Below are 22,763 nucleotides of genomic sequence, written 5' to 3'. Positions count from 1 at the left end.
TTCACCGGACGGGTTTTGCCTTTTGACCCGACGAGATACCCGTCAGGCCAGATTGGTGAAACCGATCCTATTCGGCCATGACCGGTTCGACGGCCTGAACTTCGGGGACGTAATAACGCAGCATGTTTTCGATGCCCATTTTGAGCGTCGCGGTGCTGCTGGGGCAACCGGCACAGGCGCCGTGCATTTCAAGGAAGACCACGCCGTCTTCAAAACGGTGGAAGACGATATCGCCGCCATCCTGTGCGACCGCCGGGCGGACACGGGTATCAAGCAGTTCCTTGATCTGGCTGACCAGTTCGTTATCGCCTTCGGCAGCGGTGCTGGCACCGGTTGCGGCGTTGGAATCCTGATCAAGCACCGGCTGGCCCGAGGTGTAATGTTCCATGATACCGCCAAGAATCTGCGGTTTCAGGGTCTGCCAGTCCTTGGAGTCATCCTTGGTAATCGTGATGAAATCACCGCCAAGGAAAACACCGGCGATGCCATCAACTTCAAACAGCTTGCGGGCAAGCGGCGATTTGATGGCTTCGTCGCCTTTAACAAAGTTTGCCGTACCAAGGCGGCCCATGACTTCCTCACCCGGGAGGAATTTGAGTGTCGCCGGATTCGGGGTCGGTTCGGTCTGAATGAACATAGTCGGCTTGTCCTCTCACTCTGACTGTCGGGGCTTATTATGCTGCCCGCTCAACAGTCGGCATTTCATTTGGTTAGGCCCTAAATGGGGCAAAAAACACAAAAGATCAAGTCGCAGCGCGCAACTCAGGTATTCCATGTGGCGCAAACTGTGATCACCAGGGTCCAAACTCATTCACATAATCGTCCCGGTCTCCCGGATTTGTGCGGATATGCGGAGCAAAACCGCAGGCAGATATACATCTTTCAAGATTTTGCGACAAAGTAGCCCGTTCAAATCCGGGTGATCCGCAGGACAACCGATATGAAAGAAAGCCTCTGCGTCAAATCCCTTGACCGGGGATCACCCCGATCTGCGGGCTTTTTCTAGATTTTTCTCTCATATCGGTTGCCGGGTCGGTCATGTGAATGAGTTTGGACCCTAACGTTAGCGCTGAAGGATACTGCTGATTTCGCGCATCTGGGTGCGGGCACGCAGAAGATAAAAACCAAGGCCCGCCAGATGGTTCGGGAAAACAATGCCATCAGCCGACCCGTTGACCACCACCATCGGATCAAGGGCAGCAGCCGCCTGAAGCGAGCCGATCATTTCCGCCCAGACCGAGGCGATCTGGCGTTCATTGATGATCTGTTCGAAATCGGTGCCAAGATCGCGCAGGATCAGGCTATATGCATAAAGCCGTCCCTTGGTGGCATAGAAGACATCATCGGCGGTGCGATCAAAGATCGACGGATTTTCGACCTTGTCATCAATCAGGGCCGAGGCCGAGCCAAGATCATTGGCAAAGCGGTTCAGCGTTTCCTGCAGGTTGTCTGCGCGGCGTTCAAAGATCGCCTCACCATTGGTCAGACGCGCGTTATAGCTCTGAAGGGAGCGGATTGCCTGACGGTATTGCTGTTCGGATGTGACACCGGGCAGGAGCGATACACTGGGATCGAACACCCATTTGTCACCGCGGAATTTCAACAGACCGGCGGCATCATCAAGATCCGGGTCAACCTGGCTTGAGCCACGTGTCCGACCGATCTGATCGGAAAGCTCAATGGCAAAGCGCGACAGGGCATAGACAATGCCGGTCTGGAAGTTCGGCATGTTATCAAGCGCTGCACTTGGCAGAAAGAACGGGTCATTGGCCGTCCAGCGGTTCTGGTTGACCTCGCGATCAATCAGGCCGGCGGCGGTGCTCACCGCGTGGCTGCCGCCTTTGTAATCGCCAGCAAAGTCGGGATTGTCATCGATATGATGCACAATCGCCATGCCTGCCGGGTAATAGATTACGGCAATCAGAACGATCACACCAAGGCTGCGCACCCAGAATTTTCCCGACCCGAAAATGGATTTCAGTCGGGCGCCAAATCCTGCAACGCCGCCTTTTTTATAGAGATAATCGTCTTCGATCATGGCCTGTCCTGTGAATTGATCGGGCATTTGAAACTAGGCTGTTGCCGTTAAAACGGCAAGTCCATGATTTTACGCCGTGATGGTGATGAAGGTTTCGTAGTCCGCCACGCCAAGAAGCGTTTCAAGGTCTTTTTCCTCAAGCGCAACACAGCCCTCGGTGCCGCTATAATCGGGTTTGGCGATATGCATGAAGATCGCCGATCCCTTGCCCGGTACGGGCGGGTCATCATTATGGCCCAGTACAACGATGATGTTGTAGACGTCATCGTCGCGATAGAGCTTTTCATGGCTGGCCTCAAACGGCAGGCGGACCGGGCAGTTATAGTCGGGGTGCTTGGGATCATCACACCAGCCATCGGAAAACGAGATGGTGGTGACCGGAAGCCTGGTGCGCGGGCAGGGTCTGCGATCAGCACAGTACATGACATAGCGCAGCTGCCAGCGCCCGGCGGGTGATTTGCCGTCCCCTTCGGTCTTTGTGTCAGCTTCGGTGATGCCGTTCTTTCCAAGCGCACAGCGAAATTCGTGTTCGCCCACGCGCAAAACTCCGTCAGCCGATGCAGACAGTTCAAGTGGTTGGGACGAGGAGGCTGCAACAGCGTCGCTTTGCATTCTGTTCGGGGACCTTATGTAAGCTGGTGGCAGGCGGTCTCGATATGCTGACGCGTCGAGGATGAGAAACAACAAAGGTAAATTTGTGGCATATTCGGCATTTCGCCAGTGAACTCACAAATGGTTGATACGGCGATCCGGGCTGCCTGATCTTCCGGGTAGCCAAATATGCCTGTCGATATGGCTGGAAACGCCACAGATGCCAGTTTGTTCTCCACGGCCAGCAAGATCGATTGGCGATAACAGCTTGCCAAGAGATCTGCTTCACCCTTGCTGCCGCCATTCCAGACTGGACCGACCGTGTGAATGACGTATTTCGCCTTTAGCCGGAATCCCGATGTGATCTTTGCCTCGCCGGTCGGGCAGGGGGCAAGGGGACGGCAGGCTGCTTCGAGTTCCGGACCCGCGGCACGGTGTATGGCGCCGCAAACGCCGCCGCCTGGCAACAGGGCCTCGTTCGCGGCATTGACGATGGCGTCAACCTCAAGCGTGGTGATGTCATCAAGAAGGATATTGATGGTGTGGGTTTTGTCGGGTTCTGTCTTGGCGGTCACGAACAATATCCTGAGACGTGCATTTCTCCGTCATTTCCACCCTGTAAGGGTAGACCCCCTGCACCAAAGTATTGTGACGCGACCAATAAGTCAAAAAAACAACGCCCCGCTGATGTGGCGGGGCGTTGCGTATGACATCGGTGACCTGTCCGAAGACGGGATGTATGCCGGGCTTATTTGCCGAGGCGGGTCACACCTTCTTCGATCAGTTTGGCAGCCTTTTCTGCGCCTTCCCAACCGGTGACTTTTACCCATTTGCCTTTCTCGAGGTCTTTGTAACGCTCGAAGAAGTGCTGGATCTGGTCGCGCAGGATCTGCGGCAGATCTTCGTGGGATTTGATGTCGGTGTAGTACGGGTCGATCTTGTCATGCGGCACGCAGATCAGTTTTTCGTCCTGACCGGCTTCGTCTTCCATGATCAGAACACCGATCGGACGCGCACGAATGACGGAACCGGCAACGACCGGCTCACGGAACATGACCATGGCATCAACCGGGTCGCCATCTTCGCCGAGCGTGTTCGGGATGAAGCCATAATTGACCGGATAGTACATCGAGGTGTGCAGGAAGCGATCCACAAAGACCGCGCCGGAGTCCTTGTCCACTTCGTACTTGACCGGTCCGCCCTGCGGAATTTCGATGACGACGTTTACGTCCCACGGAACATCTTTGCCAACGGCAATCTTGCTGAGATCCATCTGGGAAAATCCCTTTCGCTTTTTGAACGCATGCCCCGATCACCAGGGCGGCTGATATGAGCTTCGAAGATGCAAAGATGCATCCGAAGGAAAATGATGCCGACCTTTTATCGCGAAATGCTGCTGCTTCCAAGGGGGTCTAGATGCATCCTTGGTCGAAAGGTTATTTAGCTACTTCCCGATCCTCTTGCTGTGTCGGCGCGCTTGCCTTGACCGCGGTCAGGGGCAGGAAACGTTCCGTATCATCCAGAAGATTTTTGAAATAGCTCGGGTTCTTGGAATCCTGTACATGGCGGCTCGGGTCGGAACGCTTGTGGAAGAGATGCAGAACAGGTGAGCAATACTCGACATTCTTGCGTTTGAGCCCGGAGCGCAACAACCGCAGGACAAAATCAGAGTCTTCCAAGCCGTGGCCTTCGTAGCTTTCATCAAAGCCCTGGACGCGGTCGATGTCGGATTTAAAGACGGCAAGATTGCAGGTCTGCGCCTTTTCCCAGCACTTTTCATGTTCCCAAAGCCAAGGGCCATTATGGGGCAGGCGAATAAACTGAAATGGTCTGTTGGCGAAACCAAACAGGGCGGTGACAAACAGCAGCGGGCGCGGCCATTTGTGAAAGGCCCATCTGCGCGCCAGAAGGGTATTGGTCAAATGTTCTTTCAGGAAGACCCGTTTGCCCGATACCAGACAGCCTTTGGTGGCTGCCTTGCGGTGGCGGGTGATGAAATCAGGCATCACACAGCAGTCGCCATCAATAAAAATAACCAGATCGCCTTCACATAATCCGATTGCGCCATTGCGCGCCTTGGCAACGCGAAAGCCACTGTCTTCGTGCCAGTAATGTTTGACCGGAACCGGGCTTTTGGCCGCAAAATCCTTGATGACCTGTGCGGTTTCATCGCCGGATCCGTCATCAGCGATGACGATCTCGAAATTGCGATCCTTCTGATCGGCAAGAGAATTGAGCACCATGGAAAGTGCTTCCGGCCAGTTATATGTCGTGACCACGACCGACACCAAGGATGTCATCTTCCCCACATAACCCCGTTCATTGGCTTAAGGCTGATTTTTGTGCCGGAACCCTAACCTTTCGAGCGCCCAAGGACAACGACAATGGCGTTACATCACCTTTTTACGCGCAAGGGATGCTGTTTTGGGGTTGATCAGTTCGCGGATCCAGTTGGCGGCTTCGATGACGATCGGGTCTTTTTCACGCGCCGGGCGGATCAGCAGGCGATACCACCAGTGTGAGATGAAATCCGGGAAATTAAGGGCCACCAGCTCGCCGCGTTCGACATAGTTCCGCGCAACCACATCGGTACTGGCAACAATGCCCTGACCGGCGCGCGCAGCCTCAAGGACCCAGATATGGTGGCTGAAGGTCCAGCAATCGGCGAGTGAGAAGCTCGCACGTTAGCTGCGCTTGGCCAGCCATTCCACCACGGCAACGAGGGTATAAACTTCGGGTGAAAGAAGTTCGGCAATCCAGTCTTTGGGGCCGGGCAGGTTCTGTTGCCTGTGACCACATGTAATTTCTAGATTCATCAGTGGTTTTTCATGTCCGATTGGTAAAAGTTCCAAGCATGTTCAATGATTTTCCGAGGTGAAGGATATTTTGGTTGCCAATCAAGCATCTCTTTGGCTTTTGCCGGGTTTGCGACCAGTTTGGCTGGATCACCCGGGCGGCGAGAGTCTTCGACAACGTTGAAGTCCTGGCCAGTCACTTCCTTGCAGAACTTAATGATTTCTTTTACCGAGCATCCTTCACCGGTTCCGATATTGGCGATGTCAAATGCCGCTTGGTCAGACGATCTGATGTGATCAAGCGCCTTTACATGGGCATCTGCAAGATCATCGACATGGATATAGTCGCGGATGCAAGTGCCATCCGGGGTGTCATAATCCGTGCCAAATATCTTTATGTGATCGCGCTGCCCGGCGGCAGTTTGTAGCACCAGTGGAATGAGATGCGTTTCCGGATCATGTCTTTCACCCGTACGGCCCATCGGGTCAGCACCGGCAGCATTGAAATAACGCAGTGCAATGGCATAAAAACCGTAAATCGATGCGTAATCGCCAAGCATGGTTTCGACCATGGCTTTGGAGCGGCCATACGGATTCTCGGCGCACACTTCCAGCGCTTCTGAGAGCAAACCTTCATCCCGGTTGCCGTAAACCGCTGCAGTCGATGAGAACACGATGTGTTTGCAGGCATTGCGGCGCATTGCTTCGAGCAGGTTCAAGGCCCCGGCCGTGTTGACCTCGTAAAACCTTGCGGGTTCGACCATCGAGGCACCGGCTTCGATCAATGCGGCCATGTGGATGACCGCAGCGGGTCTGAAATCCTCAAAGACCTTGTTTAAAGCCGCAGCGTCACGAATGTCGCCTTGTACAAATGGAATGTCTTTTGAAATGGCGTCCCGGTGGCCGTTTGACAGATTGTCAAAAACGATCGGCTGATAACCGTTTTCCTGAAGCTTTATGCAAATGTGCGAGCCGATATATCCCGCACCACCAGTGATCAAAATGTTCTGCATGAAATGGAATTACTTTTCTTATTCGAGCCGATGCCAAAGATATGCTCACAACACCTTTTTACGTGCAAGGGATGCGGTTTTGGGGTTGATCAGTTCACGGATCCAGTTGGCGGCTTCGATGACGATCGGGTCTTTTTCGCGCGCCGGGCGGATGAGCAGGCGGTACCACCAGTGCGAAATGAAATCCGGGAAATTAAGGGCCACCAACTCGCCGCGTTCGACATAGTTGCGTGCGACGACATCGGTACTCGCCACAATGCCCTGACCGGCGCGTGCGGCCTCAAGCGCCCAGATATGGTGGCTGAAGGTCCAGCAATCGGCGAGTGAGAAGCTGGCATCGCTGAACCATTGTTCGATTTGGGAAAACTGTTCGCTGTCGCTATCAATCAACAGGATATCGCGCGGGCCAAGTGCACAGACATTGACATTGCTGGCATCATAGCCGCGCTTTTCAAGCCATTCCGGGGCGGCAAAGGCGGTATAGACTTCCGGTGTCAGTAGTTCGGTAATCCAGTCTTCGGGGCCGGGCAGGTCCTTTGGCGCGATCTGAAGAGCGAGGTCGATCTCGAGCGGATCCAGCCCGTCATCAAATTCGATCTTGCGAAACTGAACAGGGATATCGGCCGGCAGACGGTCGCGCAGGTTATCGAGCTCATAGAGCAATACCGTCAGTGCCGGGGTCGCCAGCGCCCCAATGCGGATCGCCTTGCCCTTGTCCGGACCGACTTCGCCGGTGATATCGGCAATACCGTCGAGCGCCTCGGTCAGGCGCGGCAACAGAAGCTTTGCCGATTTGGTCAGCGTCAATCCCCGACCCTTGCGGGTAAACAGCACCACGCCAAGGTTTTCTTCAAGCTGGCGGAGCTGATGGCTGATCGCGCTTTGCGTGACATGCAATTCTTCGGCGGCACCCTTCACGCTTTGATGGCGTGCGGTGGCTTCAAAAGCGACGAGGGCGCGCAACGGGGGGAGCTTTCTGCGCATCGGGGTTTCCATCCGGACGGTATTTTACTGTTTTATATTCTCTATCAGGACTGATCGAAAATTGGGCCAAAAAAATCTCAACAATGGCTGAAAAAGCTTCATTCGTATTTTTCCAAACAAGCAGGCAATATCATCGCCATACAGGGTTTCCGGCCATGTTTCTTTGATGTCCCCTTGCGCCACCTCGTAAGCTCGTCACTCCCTGACGGCCGGAAACCCCAGTACTTCTTTTTCAAAACCGGGATTGACCATGACCGCAACGCGACTGAGCGGAAATTTCCGCGGCGTTCTGTGGATGACGGCTGCCATGGCATCGGGCGTTTTTGTTGATGTCTGTGCAAAGCTTGTGTCCCACGATGTACCGACATCGCAGATTTTGGCGATGCGCGCGCTGACCACGGTCGCGGTGTTCCTGATCATTGTCATGTTTATCGGCACACGCCAGATCCGTACACGCCGGCCCATGGCCCATATCGCGCGCGGCGTATTGTGGTATGGGTCGCTGTTCTTTGTGTTCTTTGCCCTGGCATCGCCGAGGTCAATGCCTATCTGTTTATCGAAGCCTTGCTGACCGTGATGTTGGCGGTGGTGATTTTGGGCGAGAAGCTGACCCCACGCAAAATCATCGCAACCCTTTTGGGCCTTGTCGGTGTGTGGGTAATGTGTTTCCCGCGCATGGATGGATTTGGTGTGCCGCTTGGCGTCGCCGCCGCCCTGATCGGGGCGTTCTGTTTTTCTGCCCAGACCCTGTTTGCCAAGGTGCTGACCCGGACCGAAACCAATTTTTCCATGCTTTTCTGGCCACAGATCATCGCGGTGGCAATCTGGGTGCCGATTGCGATGATCACCTGGTATCCGGCGTCAATTGCCGATTGGCTCTATTCATCCGGGGCCGGTTTCTTCGCCATGCTGACCAATTACATGGTGCTGCGCGCGGTTCGGGTGGCCGACGCCAGTGTTGTGTCGCCTGCGGCCTATACCGCGTTACCGTTTTCGGTGGCGATGGATCTGATCTTCTTTGACATGCTGCCGGTCCCGGTCATCTTTATTGGTGCTGGCATCGTCGTGCTTGCCGTGATGCTGCTTGATTACAAGGGCGGCGCCAAAGCCGTTGAGGACGCAGTGGAAGAAGAGTTTGCCGAATTTGCCGAGAGCAGCGAGATCGGGGATGAAGAAGCATCCCCGAAACCGACAAAAGCCTGAGTCCCGTTTATCGCAATTACCGATCAGTGATCATGTGAGGCGCGCGAATCATCCGGGGCCTGATTACGGTCATGCAGGCCGTAATCACGGATCACACCAGCGACCCGCAAACGGTAATCCTCAAAGATCTTGTGGCGTCCCTTGATCTGGGCAGCGCGGTGATCGCCAAGATTGCGCCAGGCGGCAATGGCGTCTTCATCGCGCCAAAAGGACAGCGATAAAACCTTGCCCGGATGGGTCAGGCTTTGAAATCGCTCGATCGAGATAAAGCCATCCATGGTTTCCAGCACAGGTTTGAGATCACCGGCGATTGCCAGGTAATCGTCATAACGCCCTTCGCGTGGTGTGACCTCGAAAATGACGGCAATCATGGTTTGATCAGCTCCGAATGTGGTGCGGATGCAAGTTTCAGAAACTGGCGTTCTTCGCGCAGGATAAACTTTTCGCGTTGGGAAAATTCATAATTTTCCCGTCCCAGCGGATCGTCCTTTAGCCGGGCGCGATAGGCTTCATATGATGCCAGGTCGGGCAAATGATAGATGCCATAGGCGGTCGAGACCGATCCTTCATGCGGGGCGAAATAGCCGACAAGGTCAGCACCACAGCGCGGAATGGCCTGCCCCCAGTTGCGGGCATATTCGATGAAGGCGTCTTTTTTGTAGGGATCGATTTCATACCGAATGAAGCAGGTGATCATGACAGCGTCCTTTCAGGAGAGATGGTTTCTTGGGTGACAGATCCATTATCCCGATTGCTGTGCGTTAATGCTTCGATTAGCATCGAACTATGAAAGAAGGACCCGATATTGCCCGCGTGGCCGCATTGCTTGGCGATCCGGCGCGCGCAAATATGCTGACCGCACTGATGAGTGGTCGGGCGCTTACCGCAGCTGAACTGGCACAAGAAGCCGGGGTGACGCCGCAAACCGCAAGCTCGCATCTGGCAAAGCTTGAGAGCGGGCAGATCGTTGTGCCGCGCAAACAGGGGCGGCATCGTTATTTCACGTTAAGCGGACCCGATATTGTCGAAGCCCTGGAAGTCCTGATGGGGATTGCCAACCGGGTCGGGCATAACCGGGTGCGTACCGGTCCCAAGGACCCGGAATTGCGCAAGGCACGCGTTTGTTATGACCATCTGGCAGGTGACATGGGGGTGGCGCTGTTTGATGGCCTTGCAAAACGCAAGCTGATTGAAAGCAACGTGAATGGCGTTGCCCTGACCCCGGCCGGGATTGATTTTGCCAATGGGTTTGGCATTGATCTGGATGGCTTGCGGGCCAAGCGCCGACCGCTTTGTCGCGAATGTCTGGACTGGAGTGCCCGGCAATCACATCTAGCGGGCTCCTTCGGGGCGGCCTTGCTGGACCGGTTTTACGATCTTGGCTGGGCCCGGCGCGTGCCGGAGTCGCGGATTGTGCGATTCAGTGATGCGGGCGAGAAATCATTTCGTGATCTGATCAATCCGTAAGACGGATATCAATCCCCAAGCAAGGCGCTAACAAAGGCCGGTACCAGTTCGGTGGCAGGGCCATAGGTGCTGTGATCAAACTGGGTGGCACCGGAACTGGGTTCGAGATTGAGCTCAACCGTTTCTGCCCCGGCTTCTTCATGGGCGAGTTGAACAAACCCGGCGGCGGGATAGACATTGCCCGATGTCCCGATGGAGATAAAAAGCCCGCAATCGCCGAGCGCTGCGTAAATGCGTTCCATCTCCAGGGGCATTTCACCAAACCACACGACATGCGGGCGCAAGCCACCGGCCTTGCCGCAATTGGGACACGGGGTTTCCTTGGCAAGGTCGCCCGGCCACTCAGTGAGCAGGTCACAATGATTGCAGCGGATCTTCAAAAGTTCGCCATGCATGTGGATCAGGTTTTTTGATCCCGCGCGACCATGCAGATCATCGATGTTTTGTGTGACCAGCAACACGTCACCGGGCCATTTGGCCTCAAGCCTTGCCAGGGCCAGATGGGCGGCATTGGGTTGCACATCCGGGTCATGCAGGCCAGCCCGGCGGTCATTATAGAAATGATGTACCAGATCGGGATTGGCGACAAAGGCCTCGGGCGTTGCGACCTCGGAAATATCGTATTTTGCCCAGATGCCGTCCGCGTCCCGAAAGGTATGCAACCCGCTTTCCTTGGAAATACCCGCCCCGGTCAGAATGACAATCGGGGCGGCTTCATCGCGCAGGATGTCGATCAGGTTGGGGCTAAGCGGCATGGGAGGCAGTCCTGTGCTTGTGGTCTGTGTGGCTAGCCTAATCCAAATAAAACAGCCTCGCCAAGTATGTCTGGCGAGGCTGTTTTTAAACCCGATCCGCTAAAACCGGTTTATCTTCTTTGAGGACCTCAGGCAGAGGTATCAACATTGCCGCCCGGGGTATCGTCCTGGCTTGGTTTTTCACCGGCCGGGTTTTTGGTGACACCGACCATGGCCGGGCGCAGCAAACGTCCCTTAAGGACATAGCCCGCTTGCATGACCTGTGCGACGTGACCATCCGGATATTCCGGATGCGGCAGTTCAAACACAGCCTGATGCTTGTTCGGGTCAAGCTTTTCGCCCAGCGGCTCAACTTTTTCGATGCCGTTCTTTTCAAGCGCCTTTTGCAGGGCCTGTTCGGTCATCTCGACACCGTCGACCAGCGTTTTCATCGCCGGGTCGGCATCCGATGTGTCACCGGCGGCATCAAGGGCGCGACGCAGGTTGTCGCTGACATCGAGAAGGTCGCGGGCAAATTTGGTGATGGCGTAGTTTCCAGCATCCTCGACGTCCTTTTTCGCGCGGCGGCGGGTGTTTTCCACCTCGGCGGCCTGGCGCAGCAGACGGTCTTTCAGTTCCGCGACTTCGGCTTCAAGGGCCTCTACCGGGTCCTGGGATGCGGCATCTTCAACGGCTTCTTCGGTCGCCTCTGCTGCGACCTCTTCCGATGCGGTGTCCTCTGCATTGACGTCCTGCAGATCTTCCGGAGTGTTCTTTGCGGTTTCCGACATGGCTAACCTTGCTACTTTCACGTTATGCGGCCTGACACGCAGCGCCGCGATTTATCCAATCAGTCGACCGACCAGCTTGGCGGTGTAATCGACCAGCGGAATGATCCGGGCATAATTGATCCGGGTCGGTCCGACAACCCCGATTGCACCCACAATGCTGCCTTCAGCATTCTGATAGGGCGAAATCACCATCGAAAGACCCGATCCGCCGAACAGTTTATTCTCCGACCCGATGAAAATCTGAACGCCCTGGGCGTCCGTTGTCACATCGAGCAATTCAATCATCTGATCGCGGGCTTCCAGCACGTTAAACAGGCGGCGCACGGTCTCAAGCTGTTCTATCGTATCGATATTTTCGAGCAGCTGGGATTGGCCCTTCACAATCAGGGACGAACCCTTGACCCCGCCGGCCCATGTTGCCAGGCCCGCATCAATCAGATTGGCAGAAAGATCATCAAGCTCCTGTTTGAGGCGATCACGCTCCTGGGTCATCAGAAGGCGCGCATCATCAAGCGTCTTTCCAGCCAACCGGGTATTTAGATAATTTGCCGCCTCTGTCAATGCCGAGGCGGGTAAATCCGCCGGAACATCAAGGATTCGGTTTTCCACATTGCCGTTCTGCGAGACGAGTACCGCAAGCACCTTGCCCGGCGACAGGGCAACGAATTCGATCTGTTTGAGGCGAATACCATCGGTCTTTGGCGCCACCACCAGTCCGGCGCAGCGCGACAGGCCGGACAACATTGTGGTTGCCTCGCCCAGCATCTGATCGAGCGAGTAGCCTGCCTGTTCGCAGTTCTTGGTCAGCTGGTCGCGTTCAGCATTGGGAAGGTCGCCGACCTCCATCAGGGCATTCACAAAAAGCCGCAGGCCCTTTTCACTGGGCAGGCGCCCGGCCGAAATGTGCGGTGCGACCAGAAGACCCATTTCTTCAAGATCGGACATCACATTGCGGATCGTCGCCGCCGACAGGTCCTCCGACATGCGCCGCGCGATCGAGCGCGAGCCGATCGGCTCGCCGGTTTCGACATAGGCATCGACAATCTGGCGGAACACTTCACGTGACCGCGCATTCATGTCGCCCAGCAATGTATCGTCAAAATGCGCCATTGGGTTCGGGTCGGGACCTGTTGTCGTGAAACTGATCAGAATTTAGTCAGGCAATTGCATTGCGTCAATTGCAGGGCCAATTGCTTCAAGTTGTTGGTTTGTCTGCATTGCCCACGAAGCGATAAAAACATGCGGGGAAACTGCTGGACGTTTGGTGGGTCACATCTTACTTTGGGCCAAATTTTACCGGACAATTTTGCGCTGTTCCGATCTAGCGAACACCGCCAAGACAACCAAGAGGTTCCTTCTCATGCGCCCTTCCGGCCGTACCCCCGATCAGCTTCGTGATGTGACGATTGAAACCGGCATTTCCAAATATGCCGAAGGCTCCTGCCTGATCAAATTCGGCGACACGCACGTGATCTGTACCGCGACGGTCGAAGACAAGGTGCCGGGCTGGATGCGCAATTCCGGCAAGGGCTGGATCACGGCTGAATACGGCATGCTGCCGCGCGCAACGGACTCGCGCATGAACCGTGAAGCCGCCCGCGGCGGTCAGTCGGGTCGCACCCAGGAAATTCAGCGCCTGATCGGGCGTTCTATCCGTGCGGTTGCCGATATGAAGGCGATGGGCGAAATGCAGATGCGCCTTGATTGTGATGTCATTCAGGCCGATGGCGGCACGCGGACGGCATCGATCACGGGCGCTTATGTTGCCGCCCATCTGGCGTTTCAGGGCGTGCGTCGCCTTGGCCTGATCAAGGAAATCCCGCTGACCCAGCCGGTCGCAGCCATTTCTTGCGGCATTTATAACGGCGAAGCGGTGCTTGATCTTGATTACGCCGAAGACAGCAATGCCGGGGCTGACGCCAACTTCGTGCTGGCGGGCAATGGCGGCATTGTTGAAGTCCAGGCAACCGCCGAAGATGTGCCGTTTGATCGCGCGTCCTATGATCAGATGTTCGCGCTGGCCGAAAAAGGCTGCAAAGAGCTGTTTGAAAAACAGCGTCAGGCACTCGGTCTCTAAGGTCGCTGATCTTCGTCCCATGCTGGCCTGCAAATGGCGGGGCACTGCGCTTCCGATGCTCACGTAGCTTCAACTACGCTGCGCTTCGGTTCTCGCGACCAGCCATTTTCGACTCAGCATGAAACGAACCTCAACAACCTTGCTTTGATCTCACCCCTTCTAGAAACCGCATTTCAGGCAAGACCATGGCCCGTCGTTTTACGGAAAAAAAACTCGTCATCGCCAGCCATAACAAAGGCAAGATCAAGGAAATCGCCGAACTGCTCGCCCCGTTCGGGATCGAGGTGTTTTCGGCCGGTGAACTTGATCTTCCGGAACCCGAAGAAACCGAAAAGACCTTTATTGGTAATGCGCAGCTGAAATCAACGGCAGCTGCCAATGGCGCCAATCTGCCAGCCCTTGCCGATGACAGTGGCTTGGCGGTTTCTGCCCTTGATGGCGCACCGGGGATTTATTCCGCGCGCTGGGCCGGACCGGACAAGGATTTCGACATGGCGATGGAAAAGGTCCAGAACGGCATTGGCAGCCATCCGGACCGCCGCGCATCGTTTATCTGCGCCCTGTCGCTGGCGTGGCCGGACGGGCATGTCGAGAATTTCGAAGGTCGCGTTGATGGCGAAATCGTCTGGCCCAAGCGCGGCCCGCATGGATTTGGCTATGACCCGATTTTCAAGCCGAAGGGCTATGACGAGACCTTTGGCGAAATGGACCCGGCGAAAAAACATGAAATGAGCCACCGGGCCGATGCCTTTGCCCAGCTGGTCAAGGCCTGCTTCGAAGACTGATCCGGGGTATTTCCCGCATCCAACCCATGCGCGCATCGCTGATGTCATGATCGGCGGTGCGTGTTACGTTACAGGCCGATATTCCCGCATTTGAAAAGAGTCCCGCGTGTCCGCAGCCTCAAGTGAAACTGTGCCGTTTGGCATTTATATCCACTGGCCGTTCTGTCTGTCGAAATGCCCCTATTGCGATTTCAACAGCCATGTGGCGAACAGTGTTGATCACGCGCGCTGGCGCAAGGCGCTTAGGGCCGAGCTCGCCCATGGCGCGGCCCGCCATCCGGGGCGGACGGTGGGGTCGGTGTTCTTTGGCGGGGGCACGCCATCCTTGATGGACCCGGAAACGGCGGGGGCCCTGATTGACGATATCAAGTCCTTCTGGGATGTAACGGACGATCTTGAAATCACGTTGGAAGCCAATCCGGGTACGGTCGAGATCGACCGATTCAGTGCCTTTGCCGCCAACGGCATTAACCGGGTGTCGATTGGCATTCAGGCGCTCAATGATCGCGACCTTAAATTCCTCGGGCGCTTGCACAGTGCCGAGGAAGCCATGCGCGCCCTTGATGTTGCGACCTCGGTGTTTGATCGCTTTTCCTTTGATCTGATTTACGCCCGGCCGGAACATGATCCCAAGGCCTGGCGGGCGGAACTGCGCGAAGGGCTTGGCATCGCCAATGGCCATATCTCGCTTTATCAGCTGACGATTGAGCCGGGTACACAGTTCTATACGCTGCATCAGCGTGGTGATCTTGTTGTGCCGGGCGAAGACCTCGCGACCGAGCTTTATGAGATCACCCAGGAAGAAACCGAGCGCGCCGGCTATCGCTGTTACGAGGTGTCCAACCACGCCAAACCGGGGCAGGAAAGCCGCCATAACCTGGTTTACTGGCGCTATGGTGATTATCTAGGCATCGGCCCGGGCGCGCATGGCCGCGACGCGGTGGTGGGTGAAGGTGGCAAAACCACCCCAATGGCCGTCCGCCGTCACCGTGCGCCTGATATTTGGCTGGACCGTGTGGAAAAGCACGGCCATGGCACGCAGGAAGAAACATGGCTTGAGGCGGATGAGCGCCTGCTTGAAATGGTGATGATGGGCCTTCGGCTTAATGAAACCATCCCGACGGCCCGGTTTGAGCGCATCATCGGCACAGGACCGCGTGACGCACTCGCGCAGGATCGGCTTGAAACCCTGATCGAGTCTGGTGATCTGATCTGTGATTCGGCGGGCTTGCGCGCCACCGATCAGGGCAGAAACCGTTTGAACGGTGTTCTGGCCTACTTGTTCGACCATGCGGTGTGATCCCAAAACCCGCAATACACCAAGAAAAACCGCACGATTGGCAGGGGCTTGTAATTGCGCGAAGGAAGTTTCACCAAACCATCAAAAAGTTGGTTGACACTTAAGCCTGACCGCGTATATTCCGCCCCGTTCCGGCGGGAAACCCCGGACAATACCCAAGCCCCTATGCCCAGGTGGCGGAATTGGTAGACGCGCTGGCTTCAGGTGCCAGTGGCCTTAAGGTCGTGGAAGTTCGAGTCTTCTCCTGGGCACCATACCCCAGCACATTTTTGATGTGCTGGGGTATTGTCGTTTTGGGCGGAATTTGAGTTTTAGTCTTTTCGAGACCGGTCTGACTGGTTACAAGCAAAAATCGCCATAAAAAAGAGCTGCAAGAGTTATGCAACCCGAAGTCAGTTTTGTTCTGCCGGTCTTTAATAAGGGAAATGCTCTCCCTCATTTTTTTGCATCCTTGCTCGCTCAGACAGGCGAAATCCCATTTGAGGTTGTTTTTGTTGATGATGTGTCGACAGATAATTCATTGGAAACACTCAATGAATTATCAGCGAAGCATGACTTCGTTCGTGTGATCAGCAATACGGTTAATGCCGGGCCATCCATTCGTCTTAATCAGGGTGCAAAAGCCGCAACCGGAAAATATCTGGCACTTTTTGACTGCGACGAAATTCTGGCACCCAATGCGCTTGAGATGCTGCTGTCGCTTGCAAAGCAGCATGATGCGGACATGGTGCATGGCCATTGCCGCAAGACACCAGAGCCAATCGAAAGTGTTGTCGCCGAGCCCATCGGTCAAGATTTCAAGCTCACTATATACGACGATCCGCTGGAGCGGATATTGGGTCGCGGAATGGTGCGCATGACCTGGCTTGTCAAACGGGATGTGTTCATCGCCGCAGATGGATGTGACGAGGCGGTTTTTGTCCAGGATGAATCGCTGCCCTTGCGACTATCATTACATGCAAAGCGTCTTCTTGATACGGATATGATCCTTACAATGGCACCAAACATAGGTAGCCATCTTTCTTCAAATAAACTTCAGCAAAATCATGACCGGTTTATGGTCTATTTGCATTTTCTCAACGCACATCCCGAATTGCCACGTGATATACGGGTGAAACTGTATCAAAAATGTGTCTCGGCTTTAAAAAACGCCTGCCGGGTTGGTGCGCCTTTTCCTGTGATTCCTCTGTTTGCTCGGTACCTGACAGGGAAAATTGGACTGGTTGATACTGATCCAGAAACGCTGGAACCATATCGAAATATTTTTCAACGTGTCTCAAACATCCGCCGCGTTAAAGAAGTGAATAGCTGAAGATGACCTTGCTTGATCGAAGATTGCACATCGCTGCCAGTGCTTTACTGCTTTGCCTCCCGGCATTTTTGTTATTTTCCCGTGCGGTCGCTGATATTTCGGTTGTTCTGATCGGACTGCTTTTTCTTGTGCGGTCTTGGAGCGCCAAAGATTGGTCGTGGGCTCGCGAAAAGGAAATTCTGATTCTTCTCGTCATCTTTGTCTTAATGAACGTGTTTGTTTCTCCCTTTGCGGAATATGTCGGCAAAAGTTACGGGCGCTCGCTAAGTTGGCTGAGGTTTGTGATCTTTTATGCGGCACTAACCCGATGGGTCCTGTCTGATAAACGCACAATTCGCAGATTTGTTGTTGCCTTGCTATTAACAATGACAGTGGCGGCACTTGACGCGATTTATCAGTTTTTTGTTGGTGCTTCCCTGCTGTCTGGGCAGGCTATGGATTACACCGGTGGACGTCTAACAGGGCCTTTGGATAGGCCTAATATTGGCATGTATCTATCCAAGCTAGGGCTCGCAACCAGCACGTTGGTTTTTGTTCTTTACGTCCGTGAGAGATCCAAAAGGCTCTTTATGGCCACGTGCGTATTGTCGCCGATTCTTCTTTCTGTTGTTTTTCTGAGTGGTGAACGGGCCGCAAGTGTGTTGACATTGTTGGCGCTGGTTCTCGTAATGTTCAGTTTGCTTCTTTCGGGCAAGCTCGAGCGAAAAATAGCTATCGGATTGTCGGTGTGCGGTGCGACGGCACTTGCATTGTTGCTTTCAACGAGTGACCGTATTGCGGGGCGATTGGAGCAGCTTACCAACGTGATTTCTGCATATACTGACTCCATTTACGGTCAACTTGCCATGCTGGGTTTGCATTTTTTTGGTGAGCGCCCACTAACGGGAACCGGCATGGGTAACTTTCCTTTGGTCTGCAAGGACTATGTACGGGAAGGTATTGATAGTGCGCTGTGTCATCCGCACCCTCACAACTTCTACATCGAATGGCTGTCTGATACTGGTTTGATTGGAACGATCCCATTTACGATTTTCATGGTGATTTTGTATTGGATGGGTATCAAAGTTCTTTTCGGCCCTCGAGAGGGCCGCTTGCTTGGCGGGGTTTACTTGGGTGTCCTTGTGATGTCTCTCTGCCCGCTCTCGGTAACCCAAAGTCTGTTTTCAAACTGGCCGGCGATGCTGGCGTGGCTGTCGATCTCGGTGGCTGTGGCCGCGTTGAAGTTTGCGGACCAAAAAACCAGTTGATCATTTAGACGCTTGTTTTCGGGGCAATTGGTACGACTTTTGCGATGCGATGCGCGGTTTGCTGTGTTAAGAACAGGCAAATTCTGACATTTGGAGAACCGTGATGACCAATTTCCTCCATCTCGGAGATCTGCCTGATGACCTTGACCTTGGAAAGGTCGTGGCGATCGACAGTGAGACCATGGGCCTTAACCCGCACCGCGACCGGTTGTGTGTCGTGCAGCTCTCAAGCGGGGATGGCAACGCCCATCTGGTCAAGTTTGATGGGGAAGATTACAGCGCGCCGAACCTCAAAAAGCTTCTGGCCGACGACAGCGTTCTCAAGCTGTTTCATTTCGGGCGTTTTGACATCGCGGTGATGGACAAATATCTCGGCGTGCGTTGTGCGCCGGTCTATTGCACCAAGATCGCCTCCAAACTGGTCCGCACCTATACCGACCGTCATGGTCTGAAGGATGTGCTGCGCGAGACCGTCGGGGTCGAAATTTCCAAGCAGCAGCAGAGCTCCGACTGGGGGGCGGCCGAGCTTTCCAAGGAACAGATCGATTATGCTGCGTCCGACGTGCTGTATCTGCACAAGGCACGCGAAGAGCTTGATCGTCGTCTGGTCCGCGAGGGACGCATGGAGATGGCGCAGGCCTGTTTTGACTTCCTGCCGATGCGCGCGACGCTCGATCTGGCGGGCTGGGAAGAAACCGATATTTTCGCCCATTCCTGATCTCGGCGTAAGGCCGGTTAACCGCCTGTGAAGAATAGAGGTGTATGGGGGAAGCAATAGAATTGACCCCCACGCCAACCGGGTTCATAGTTTTGGCCCAATGATCTTGCAAGATGGGCGGTATAAGCTATCTCCGGGCGGAAACGCTAACAAGAAACAGATGACAGTGACCCCAGAAGTGTCCCCAGAATTGGCCAAAGAGTCCTCTAATCGGCCAGCACCGGCAACGGATGCCGATCTTGCCATTGCGCGCCGTGTTCTTGATATCGAAGCCACTGCGCTGCGTGACCTTGCAGACTCGCTCAATGGCGAGTTTTGCGATGCCATCAACCTGATCGAGGGCCTCAAGGGCCGGTTGGTTGTCACCGGCATGGGCAAAAGCGGCCATATCGCCAAGAAAATTGCCGCGACCTTTGCCTCGACCGGCACCCCATCCTTTTTCGTGCATCCGGCCGAAGCCAGCCACGGGGATCTTGGCATGATTGGCAAGGATGATGCGGTTCTGGCTCTGTCCAATTCCGGCGAAACTCCGGAACTGTCCGACATTATTGCCTTTACCCGGCGCTTTAACGTGCCGCTGATCGGCATGACCCGCAAACCGGAAAGCTCGCTTGCGAAACAATCCGATTGCCCGCTTGTTTTGCCGGCAAGCCCGGAAGCCTGCCCGAACAAGCAGGCGCCGACGACATCGACGACCGCGATGCTGGCCTTTGCCGATGCGCTGGCCGTAACGCTTATGGAACGCCGCGGCTTTTCCTCGGAAGATTTCCGCACCTTCCACCCCGGTGGCAAGCTGGGTCAGCGGTTGCTGCATGTCCGCGATGTCATGCATGAGGCCGATACACTGCCATTGATCAAACCAGATGCCCTGATGTCCGAAGCCCTTGTGACCATGACCAGCCATTCCTTTGGCTGTGTGGGTGTGGTCGATGATGCCGGTGTTCTCGCCGGGATCGTGACTGATGGCGATTTGCGCCGTCACATGGCTGATAATCTGGTCGCGATGAAGGTCGGTGATGTCATGACCGCCGGACCGAAAGTCACCAGTGCCGGTGCGCTGGCGGTCGAGGCGTTGGCCATCATGAATGACCGGTCGATCACATCGCTGTTTGTTCTTGATGACGCCGGTGTGCCGGTGGGTCTGGTCCATATCCACGATCTGTTGCGTGTCGGAGTGGCGTAACGCATGAGCACCGAGGGCACGCCACAGGTCGAAAACAGCGAAGAAAGTAAGGTCGAGGAACGTGCAAAACGTCACGACCGTGGCTTTTCGCGTGATCGCATGCCCTCGGCCCGGCGCAATGTGCGGATCAATCCGTTCCGCCGTGTCATCGTCAACATGCTGAAATTCGTGCTGCCGCTGATCGCGATGACGATCATGGCGCTGGTGGTTTTGTGGCCGCAGATCGAACAGGTGCAGGATAGCGGCTTTCGGCTTGGCTTTTCGACCTCGCCCGAGGATCTGATGGAAAATGTCGCGATGAGCAATCCGCGCTTCTTTGGCGTCGATGGCAATCGCCAGCCCTTTACCGTAACGGCCAGTGAAGCGGTGGAAACCGCAGAAACTGAAACGCGGCCCGATCATATCTATTTGTCGGGGCCGCAGGCCGACATTACGCTCAATGACGGGTCATGGATTGCGATGACGGCCAATGAAGGGTTCTATACCGAAACCGACGGGATGCTGGATCTGGTCGGCACGGTGAACATGTACCACGATCAGGGTTTTGAAATTCATACCGAGGAAGCCGAAATTGCCATGAATGCCGGCAGTGCCAGCGGCGATGTGCCGGTGGATGGGCAGGGGCCGTTTGGCACAATTGCATCCGATTCCGGGTTTGAGCTTGAAGACAAGGGGGCGGTAATCCGCTTTTTGGGGAAATCCCGTCTGGTGATTTTCGACAGTGCAATGAATTCGACGGAGCAATGAGAGGGAAGTCATGATTGCGATGCCGCATCTCGCCCGCAAGACTGGAACGCTGCTGACACCCCTTATGCTGGGGGGCTTTATGCTGGGCGCGGCTGTGATCGGCCTGTCCACCATCACCATCGTGCCGCCGGCTGCGGCCAATCCGCTGGGACTGGCGCAAAATGGTACAGGCGGGCTTGAGGTCGAGTCTGATAACGGCATCGAATGGCGCCGCAATGAACAGGTTCTGATTGCACGCGGCAACACGGTCGCCAAGCGCGGCACATCACGCGTCGATGCAGATGAGCTCCAGGCGCTGTATCGTGACCGTGACGGTAATAGCGAGATTTACCGCATCATTGCGACCGGGAATGTCAAACTGTCGTCTGATACCGATGTCGCGGTCGGCGATCGCGCCGTCTATGACATTGACGAGGCTGTGGTCGTTCTGACCGGTGATAACCTTAAATACACCACGCCAAGCGAAACGCTTACCGCGCGCGACAGCCTTGAATATTGGGAAACCGAACGGGTTGCCGTGGCCCGCGGTAACGCGGTTGCCGTGGCCGAGGACCGTACGCTGCGCGGGGATGTTTTGACGGCGCGTTTTGAGGCCGGTCAGGGCGGGGCAAACGAATTGCGCCGTATCGATGGTCAGGGCAATGTGAATATTCGCACAGCAACAGAGTTTGTCGTTGGGGATCAGGGTGTTTATGATGCGAAAACAGGTATCGCCACCCTTATCGGATCGGTTAAGATCACCCGTGGAGAGAACCAGTTGAACGGGGATCGTGCCGTGGTCGACCTCAATACCGGGGTCAGTCGCCTGATGGCAGACGGTAATGGCGATGGCAAAACCCGCGTTCGGGGCCTTCTGGTTCCGCAAAAAGACGAAAACAACAGCCCGGCCGATGCCGGGACCGGTAACTGAGAAAGGTCGGTCATTTGTTCTGGTCGCGCAAAAGCGTAAAATCCGACAACGCAAAGGCGACAGCTGCATCCGCCAGCGCACAGCCATCAGAGGGCGGGTCAACCGGACCACGCCTGATCAGCACCAACAAGGGTCTTGTGGCGCATAACCTGGGCAAAAGCTTCAAGAAGCGCCCGGTGCTCAAAGACGTGTCTGTTTCGGTGCAGCGTGGTGAGGCGGTCGGCCTTTTGGGCCCGAACGGTGCAGGCAAGACCACCAGTTTCTATATCATTACCGGCCTGATTGCCGCAGATCGCGGCACGATTTCCCTTGATGGGCGCGACATCACCATGATGCCGATGTATCAGCGTGCGCGCATGGGAATCGGCTATTTGCCGCAGGAAGCCTCGATTTTCCGTGGCATGACGGTTGAACAGAATATCATGGCTGTTCTTGAAGTGGTCGAGGATGACCGCCTCAAGCGTGAACAGACTCTTGAAGACCTTCTGGCAGAATTTGCAATCGAACATTTGCGCCGCACACCGGCCCTTGCCCTTTCGGGCGGGGAGCGCCGGCGTTGCGAGATTGCGCGTGCCCTTGCGGCCCATCCGAACTTTGTTCTGCTTGATGAACCACTTGCCGGGATTGACCCGATTGCAGTGGGTGATATTCGCGATCTTGTACGTCATCTGAAAGATCGTGGCATTGGGGTCTTGATTACTGACCACAATGTGCGCGAGACTCTCGACATTATTGACCGGGCATATATCTTGCATGACGGTCGGGTTTTGATGGAAGGTGGTCCTGAGGAAATCGTTCGTAACGACGATGTTCGCAGGGTTTATCTGGGCGATCGTTTCAGCCTCTGATAAGGCCGCCGGACCGTCAA

Annotated in this window: 28 protein-coding genes and 1 tRNA gene; 13 read left to right on the top strand and 16 right to left on the bottom strand. The window is 55.2% G+C overall.

All coding sequences use genetic code 11. The features are described from left to right. Positions 1 to 67: 67 nt before the first annotated feature. The 11 genes from ACXAF0_RS01475 to ACXAF0_RS01425 all read right to left on the bottom strand — a co-directional run bounded on the left by ACXAF0_RS01475 (position 68) and on the right by ACXAF0_RS01425 (position 7,886). The gene (locus ACXAF0_RS01475; protein WP_475343006.1) at positions 68 to 637 is read right to left on the bottom strand and encodes a NifU family protein; all 570 of its coding nucleotides are present in this window, start codon (positions 635 to 637) and stop codon (positions 68 to 70) included. A 426-nt stretch (positions 638 to 1,063) separates the two neighbouring features. Next, positions 1,064 to 2,038, bottom strand: coding sequence for a DUF2333 family protein (locus ACXAF0_RS01470; RefSeq protein ID WP_475343005.1), 975 nt, complete (start codon positions 2,036 to 2,038; stop codon positions 1,064 to 1,066). Between the two features lie 69 nt (positions 2,039 to 2,107). Beyond that, positions 2,108 to 2,650 carry a L,D-transpeptidase family protein gene (locus tag ACXAF0_RS01465; protein WP_475343004.1) on the bottom strand — a complete coding sequence of 181 codons (543 nt, stop codon included), beginning with the start codon at positions 2,648 to 2,650 and terminating at the stop codon, positions 2,108 to 2,110. Between the two features lie 14 nt (positions 2,651 to 2,664). Then, positions 2,665 to 3,204, bottom strand: coding sequence for an O-acetyl-ADP-ribose deacetylase (locus ACXAF0_RS01460; protein ID WP_475343003.1), 540 nt, complete (start codon positions 3,202 to 3,204; stop codon positions 2,665 to 2,667). 173 nt (positions 3,205 to 3,377) lie between these two features. Next, positions 3,378 to 3,902 carry an inorganic diphosphatase gene (gene ppa, locus ACXAF0_RS01455; protein WP_008888719.1) on the bottom strand — a complete coding sequence of 175 codons (525 nt, stop codon included), beginning with the start codon at positions 3,900 to 3,902 and terminating at the stop codon, positions 3,378 to 3,380. Positions 3,903 to 4,065: 163 nt separating this feature from the next. Beyond that, positions 4,066 to 4,929 (bottom strand): glycosyltransferase family 2 protein, encoded by an 864-nt coding sequence (locus ACXAF0_RS01450; protein WP_475343002.1) that lies wholly within the window; start codon positions 4,927 to 4,929, stop codon positions 4,066 to 4,068. Between the two features lie 90 nt (positions 4,930 to 5,019). After that, on the bottom strand, positions 5,020 to 5,214 hold the full coding sequence (locus tag ACXAF0_RS01445) for a hypothetical protein (protein ID WP_475343001.1): 195 nt from the start codon (positions 5,212 to 5,214) through the stop codon (positions 5,020 to 5,022). 99 nt (positions 5,215 to 5,313) lie between these two features. Further along, complete coding sequence (locus ACXAF0_RS01440) at positions 5,314 to 5,445, bottom strand: hypothetical protein (RefSeq protein ID WP_475343000.1); 132 nt, start codon at positions 5,443 to 5,445, stop codon at positions 5,314 to 5,316. Continuing rightward, a complete protein-coding gene (gene galE / locus ACXAF0_RS01435; protein ID WP_475342999.1) occupies positions 5,445 to 6,437 on the bottom strand; it encodes a UDP-glucose 4-epimerase GalE in 993 nt (330 codons plus the stop codon). Before galE ends, ACXAF0_RS01440 begins: the two co-directional genes overlap by 1 nt. A 45-nt stretch (positions 6,438 to 6,482) precedes the next feature. Then, entirely contained in the window at positions 6,483 to 7,421 is a 939-nt protein-coding gene (locus ACXAF0_RS01430; protein WP_475342998.1) for a LysR family transcriptional regulator, read from the bottom strand. 195 nt (positions 7,422 to 7,616) lie between these two features. Then, entirely contained in the window at positions 7,617 to 7,886 is a 270-nt protein-coding gene (locus ACXAF0_RS01425) for a hypothetical protein (RefSeq protein ID WP_475342997.1), read from the bottom strand. A gap of 24 nt (positions 7,887 to 7,910) precedes the next feature. Here ACXAF0_RS01425 and ACXAF0_RS01420 point away from each other — a divergent pair, with 24 nt between their 5' ends. Next, positions 7,911 to 8,624, top strand: coding sequence for a DMT family transporter (locus ACXAF0_RS01420; protein WP_475342996.1), 714 nt, complete (start codon positions 7,911 to 7,913; stop codon positions 8,622 to 8,624). Between the two features lie 23 nt (positions 8,625 to 8,647). Here the strand turns inward: ACXAF0_RS01420 and ACXAF0_RS01415 are convergent, their stop codons facing one another. Next, positions 8,648 to 8,995 carry an antibiotic biosynthesis monooxygenase family protein gene (locus tag ACXAF0_RS01415; RefSeq protein ID WP_475342995.1) on the bottom strand — a complete coding sequence of 116 codons (348 nt, stop codon included), beginning with the start codon at positions 8,993 to 8,995 and terminating at the stop codon, positions 8,648 to 8,650. Continuing rightward, positions 8,992 to 9,321, bottom strand: a complete 330-nt coding sequence (locus tag ACXAF0_RS01410) for an NIPSNAP family protein (protein ID WP_044829862.1) — start codon at positions 9,319 to 9,321, stop codon at positions 8,992 to 8,994. The genes ACXAF0_RS01415 and ACXAF0_RS01410 overlap by 4 nt, the downstream gene beginning before the upstream one ends. Before the next feature lie 89 nt (positions 9,322 to 9,410). On the opposite strand from ACXAF0_RS01410, the gene ACXAF0_RS01405 reads away from it, so the two are divergent. Next, entirely contained in the window at positions 9,411 to 10,091 is a 681-nt protein-coding gene (locus ACXAF0_RS01405; RefSeq protein WP_475342994.1) for an ArsR/SmtB family transcription factor, read from the top strand. Positions 10,092 to 10,099: 8 nt separating this feature from the next. Here ACXAF0_RS01405 and cobB read toward each other — a convergent pair whose 3' ends face one another. The 3 genes from cobB to hrcA all read right to left on the bottom strand — a co-directional run bounded on the left by cobB (position 10,100) and on the right by hrcA (position 12,726). Then, on the bottom strand, positions 10,100 to 10,846 hold the full coding sequence (gene cobB / locus ACXAF0_RS01400; protein ID WP_475342993.1) for a Sir2 family NAD+-dependent deacetylase: 747 nt from the start codon (positions 10,844 to 10,846) through the stop codon (positions 10,100 to 10,102). Positions 10,847 to 10,974: 128 nt separating this feature from the next. Further along, positions 10,975 to 11,616 (bottom strand): nucleotide exchange factor GrpE, encoded by a 642-nt coding sequence (gene grpE, locus ACXAF0_RS01395; RefSeq protein ID WP_475342992.1) that lies wholly within the window; start codon positions 11,614 to 11,616, stop codon positions 10,975 to 10,977. Positions 11,617 to 11,667: 51 nt separating this feature from the next. Further along, positions 11,668 to 12,726 (bottom strand): heat-inducible transcriptional repressor HrcA, encoded by a 1,059-nt coding sequence (gene hrcA / locus ACXAF0_RS01390; RefSeq protein ID WP_475342991.1) that lies wholly within the window; start codon positions 12,724 to 12,726, stop codon positions 11,668 to 11,670. 250 nt (positions 12,727 to 12,976) lie between these two features. Here hrcA and rph point away from each other — a divergent pair, with 250 nt between their 5' ends. The 11 genes from rph (at position 12,977) to lptB (ending at position 22,743) form a co-directional block, all read left to right on the top strand. Then, positions 12,977 to 13,693, top strand: a complete 717-nt coding sequence (gene rph / locus ACXAF0_RS01385) for a ribonuclease PH (protein ID WP_475342990.1) — start codon at positions 12,977 to 12,979, stop codon at positions 13,691 to 13,693. Positions 13,694 to 13,878: 185 nt separating this feature from the next. Continuing rightward, a complete protein-coding gene (gene rdgB, locus ACXAF0_RS01380) occupies positions 13,879 to 14,478 on the top strand; it encodes an RdgB/HAM1 family non-canonical purine NTP pyrophosphatase (RefSeq protein ID WP_475342989.1) in 600 nt (199 codons plus the stop codon). A gap of 106 nt (positions 14,479 to 14,584) precedes the next feature. Beyond that, positions 14,585 to 15,778 carry a radical SAM family heme chaperone HemW gene (gene hemW / locus ACXAF0_RS01375; RefSeq protein ID WP_475342988.1) on the top strand — a complete coding sequence of 398 codons (1,194 nt, stop codon included), beginning with the start codon at positions 14,585 to 14,587 and terminating at the stop codon, positions 15,776 to 15,778. Between the two features lie 167 nt (positions 15,779 to 15,945). Next, positions 15,946 to 16,032, top strand: a tRNA-Leu gene (locus ACXAF0_RS01370). A 125-nt stretch (positions 16,033 to 16,157) separates the two neighbouring features. After that, entirely contained in the window at positions 16,158 to 17,090 is a 933-nt protein-coding gene (locus tag ACXAF0_RS01365) for a glycosyltransferase family 2 protein (RefSeq protein WP_475342987.1), read from the top strand. 2 nt (positions 17,091 to 17,092) lie between these two features. Continuing rightward, entirely contained in the window at positions 17,093 to 18,337 is a 1,245-nt protein-coding gene (locus ACXAF0_RS01360) for an O-antigen ligase family protein (protein ID WP_475342986.1), read from the top strand. 103 nt (positions 18,338 to 18,440) lie between these two features. After that, on the top strand, positions 18,441 to 19,055 hold the full coding sequence (locus ACXAF0_RS01355) for a ribonuclease D (RefSeq protein WP_475342985.1): 615 nt from the start codon (positions 18,441 to 18,443) through the stop codon (positions 19,053 to 19,055). Between the two features lie 160 nt (positions 19,056 to 19,215). Then, the gene (locus tag ACXAF0_RS01350) at positions 19,216 to 20,238 is read left to right on the top strand and encodes a KpsF/GutQ family sugar-phosphate isomerase (RefSeq protein ID WP_475342984.1); all 1,023 of its coding nucleotides are present in this window, start codon (positions 19,216 to 19,218) and stop codon (positions 20,236 to 20,238) included. 3 nt (positions 20,239 to 20,241) lie between these two features. After that, positions 20,242 to 20,985 carry an LPS export ABC transporter periplasmic protein LptC gene (lptC, locus tag ACXAF0_RS01345; RefSeq protein ID WP_475342983.1) on the top strand — a complete coding sequence of 248 codons (744 nt, stop codon included), beginning with the start codon at positions 20,242 to 20,244 and terminating at the stop codon, positions 20,983 to 20,985. 10 nt (positions 20,986 to 20,995) lie between these two features. Further along, the gene (locus tag ACXAF0_RS01340; protein ID WP_475342982.1) at positions 20,996 to 21,895 is read left to right on the top strand and encodes an LptA/OstA family protein; all 900 of its coding nucleotides are present in this window, start codon (positions 20,996 to 20,998) and stop codon (positions 21,893 to 21,895) included. 14 nt (positions 21,896 to 21,909) lie between these two features. Then, positions 21,910 to 22,743, top strand: a complete 834-nt coding sequence (gene lptB / locus ACXAF0_RS01335) for an LPS export ABC transporter ATP-binding protein (RefSeq protein WP_475342981.1) — start codon at positions 21,910 to 21,912, stop codon at positions 22,741 to 22,743. Positions 22,744 to 22,763 lie beyond the last annotated feature (20 nt).

Source organism: Thalassospira sp. ABD4_177 (assembly GCF_056160125.1).
This window is presented reverse-complemented; position numbering and strand designations above follow the sequence as displayed.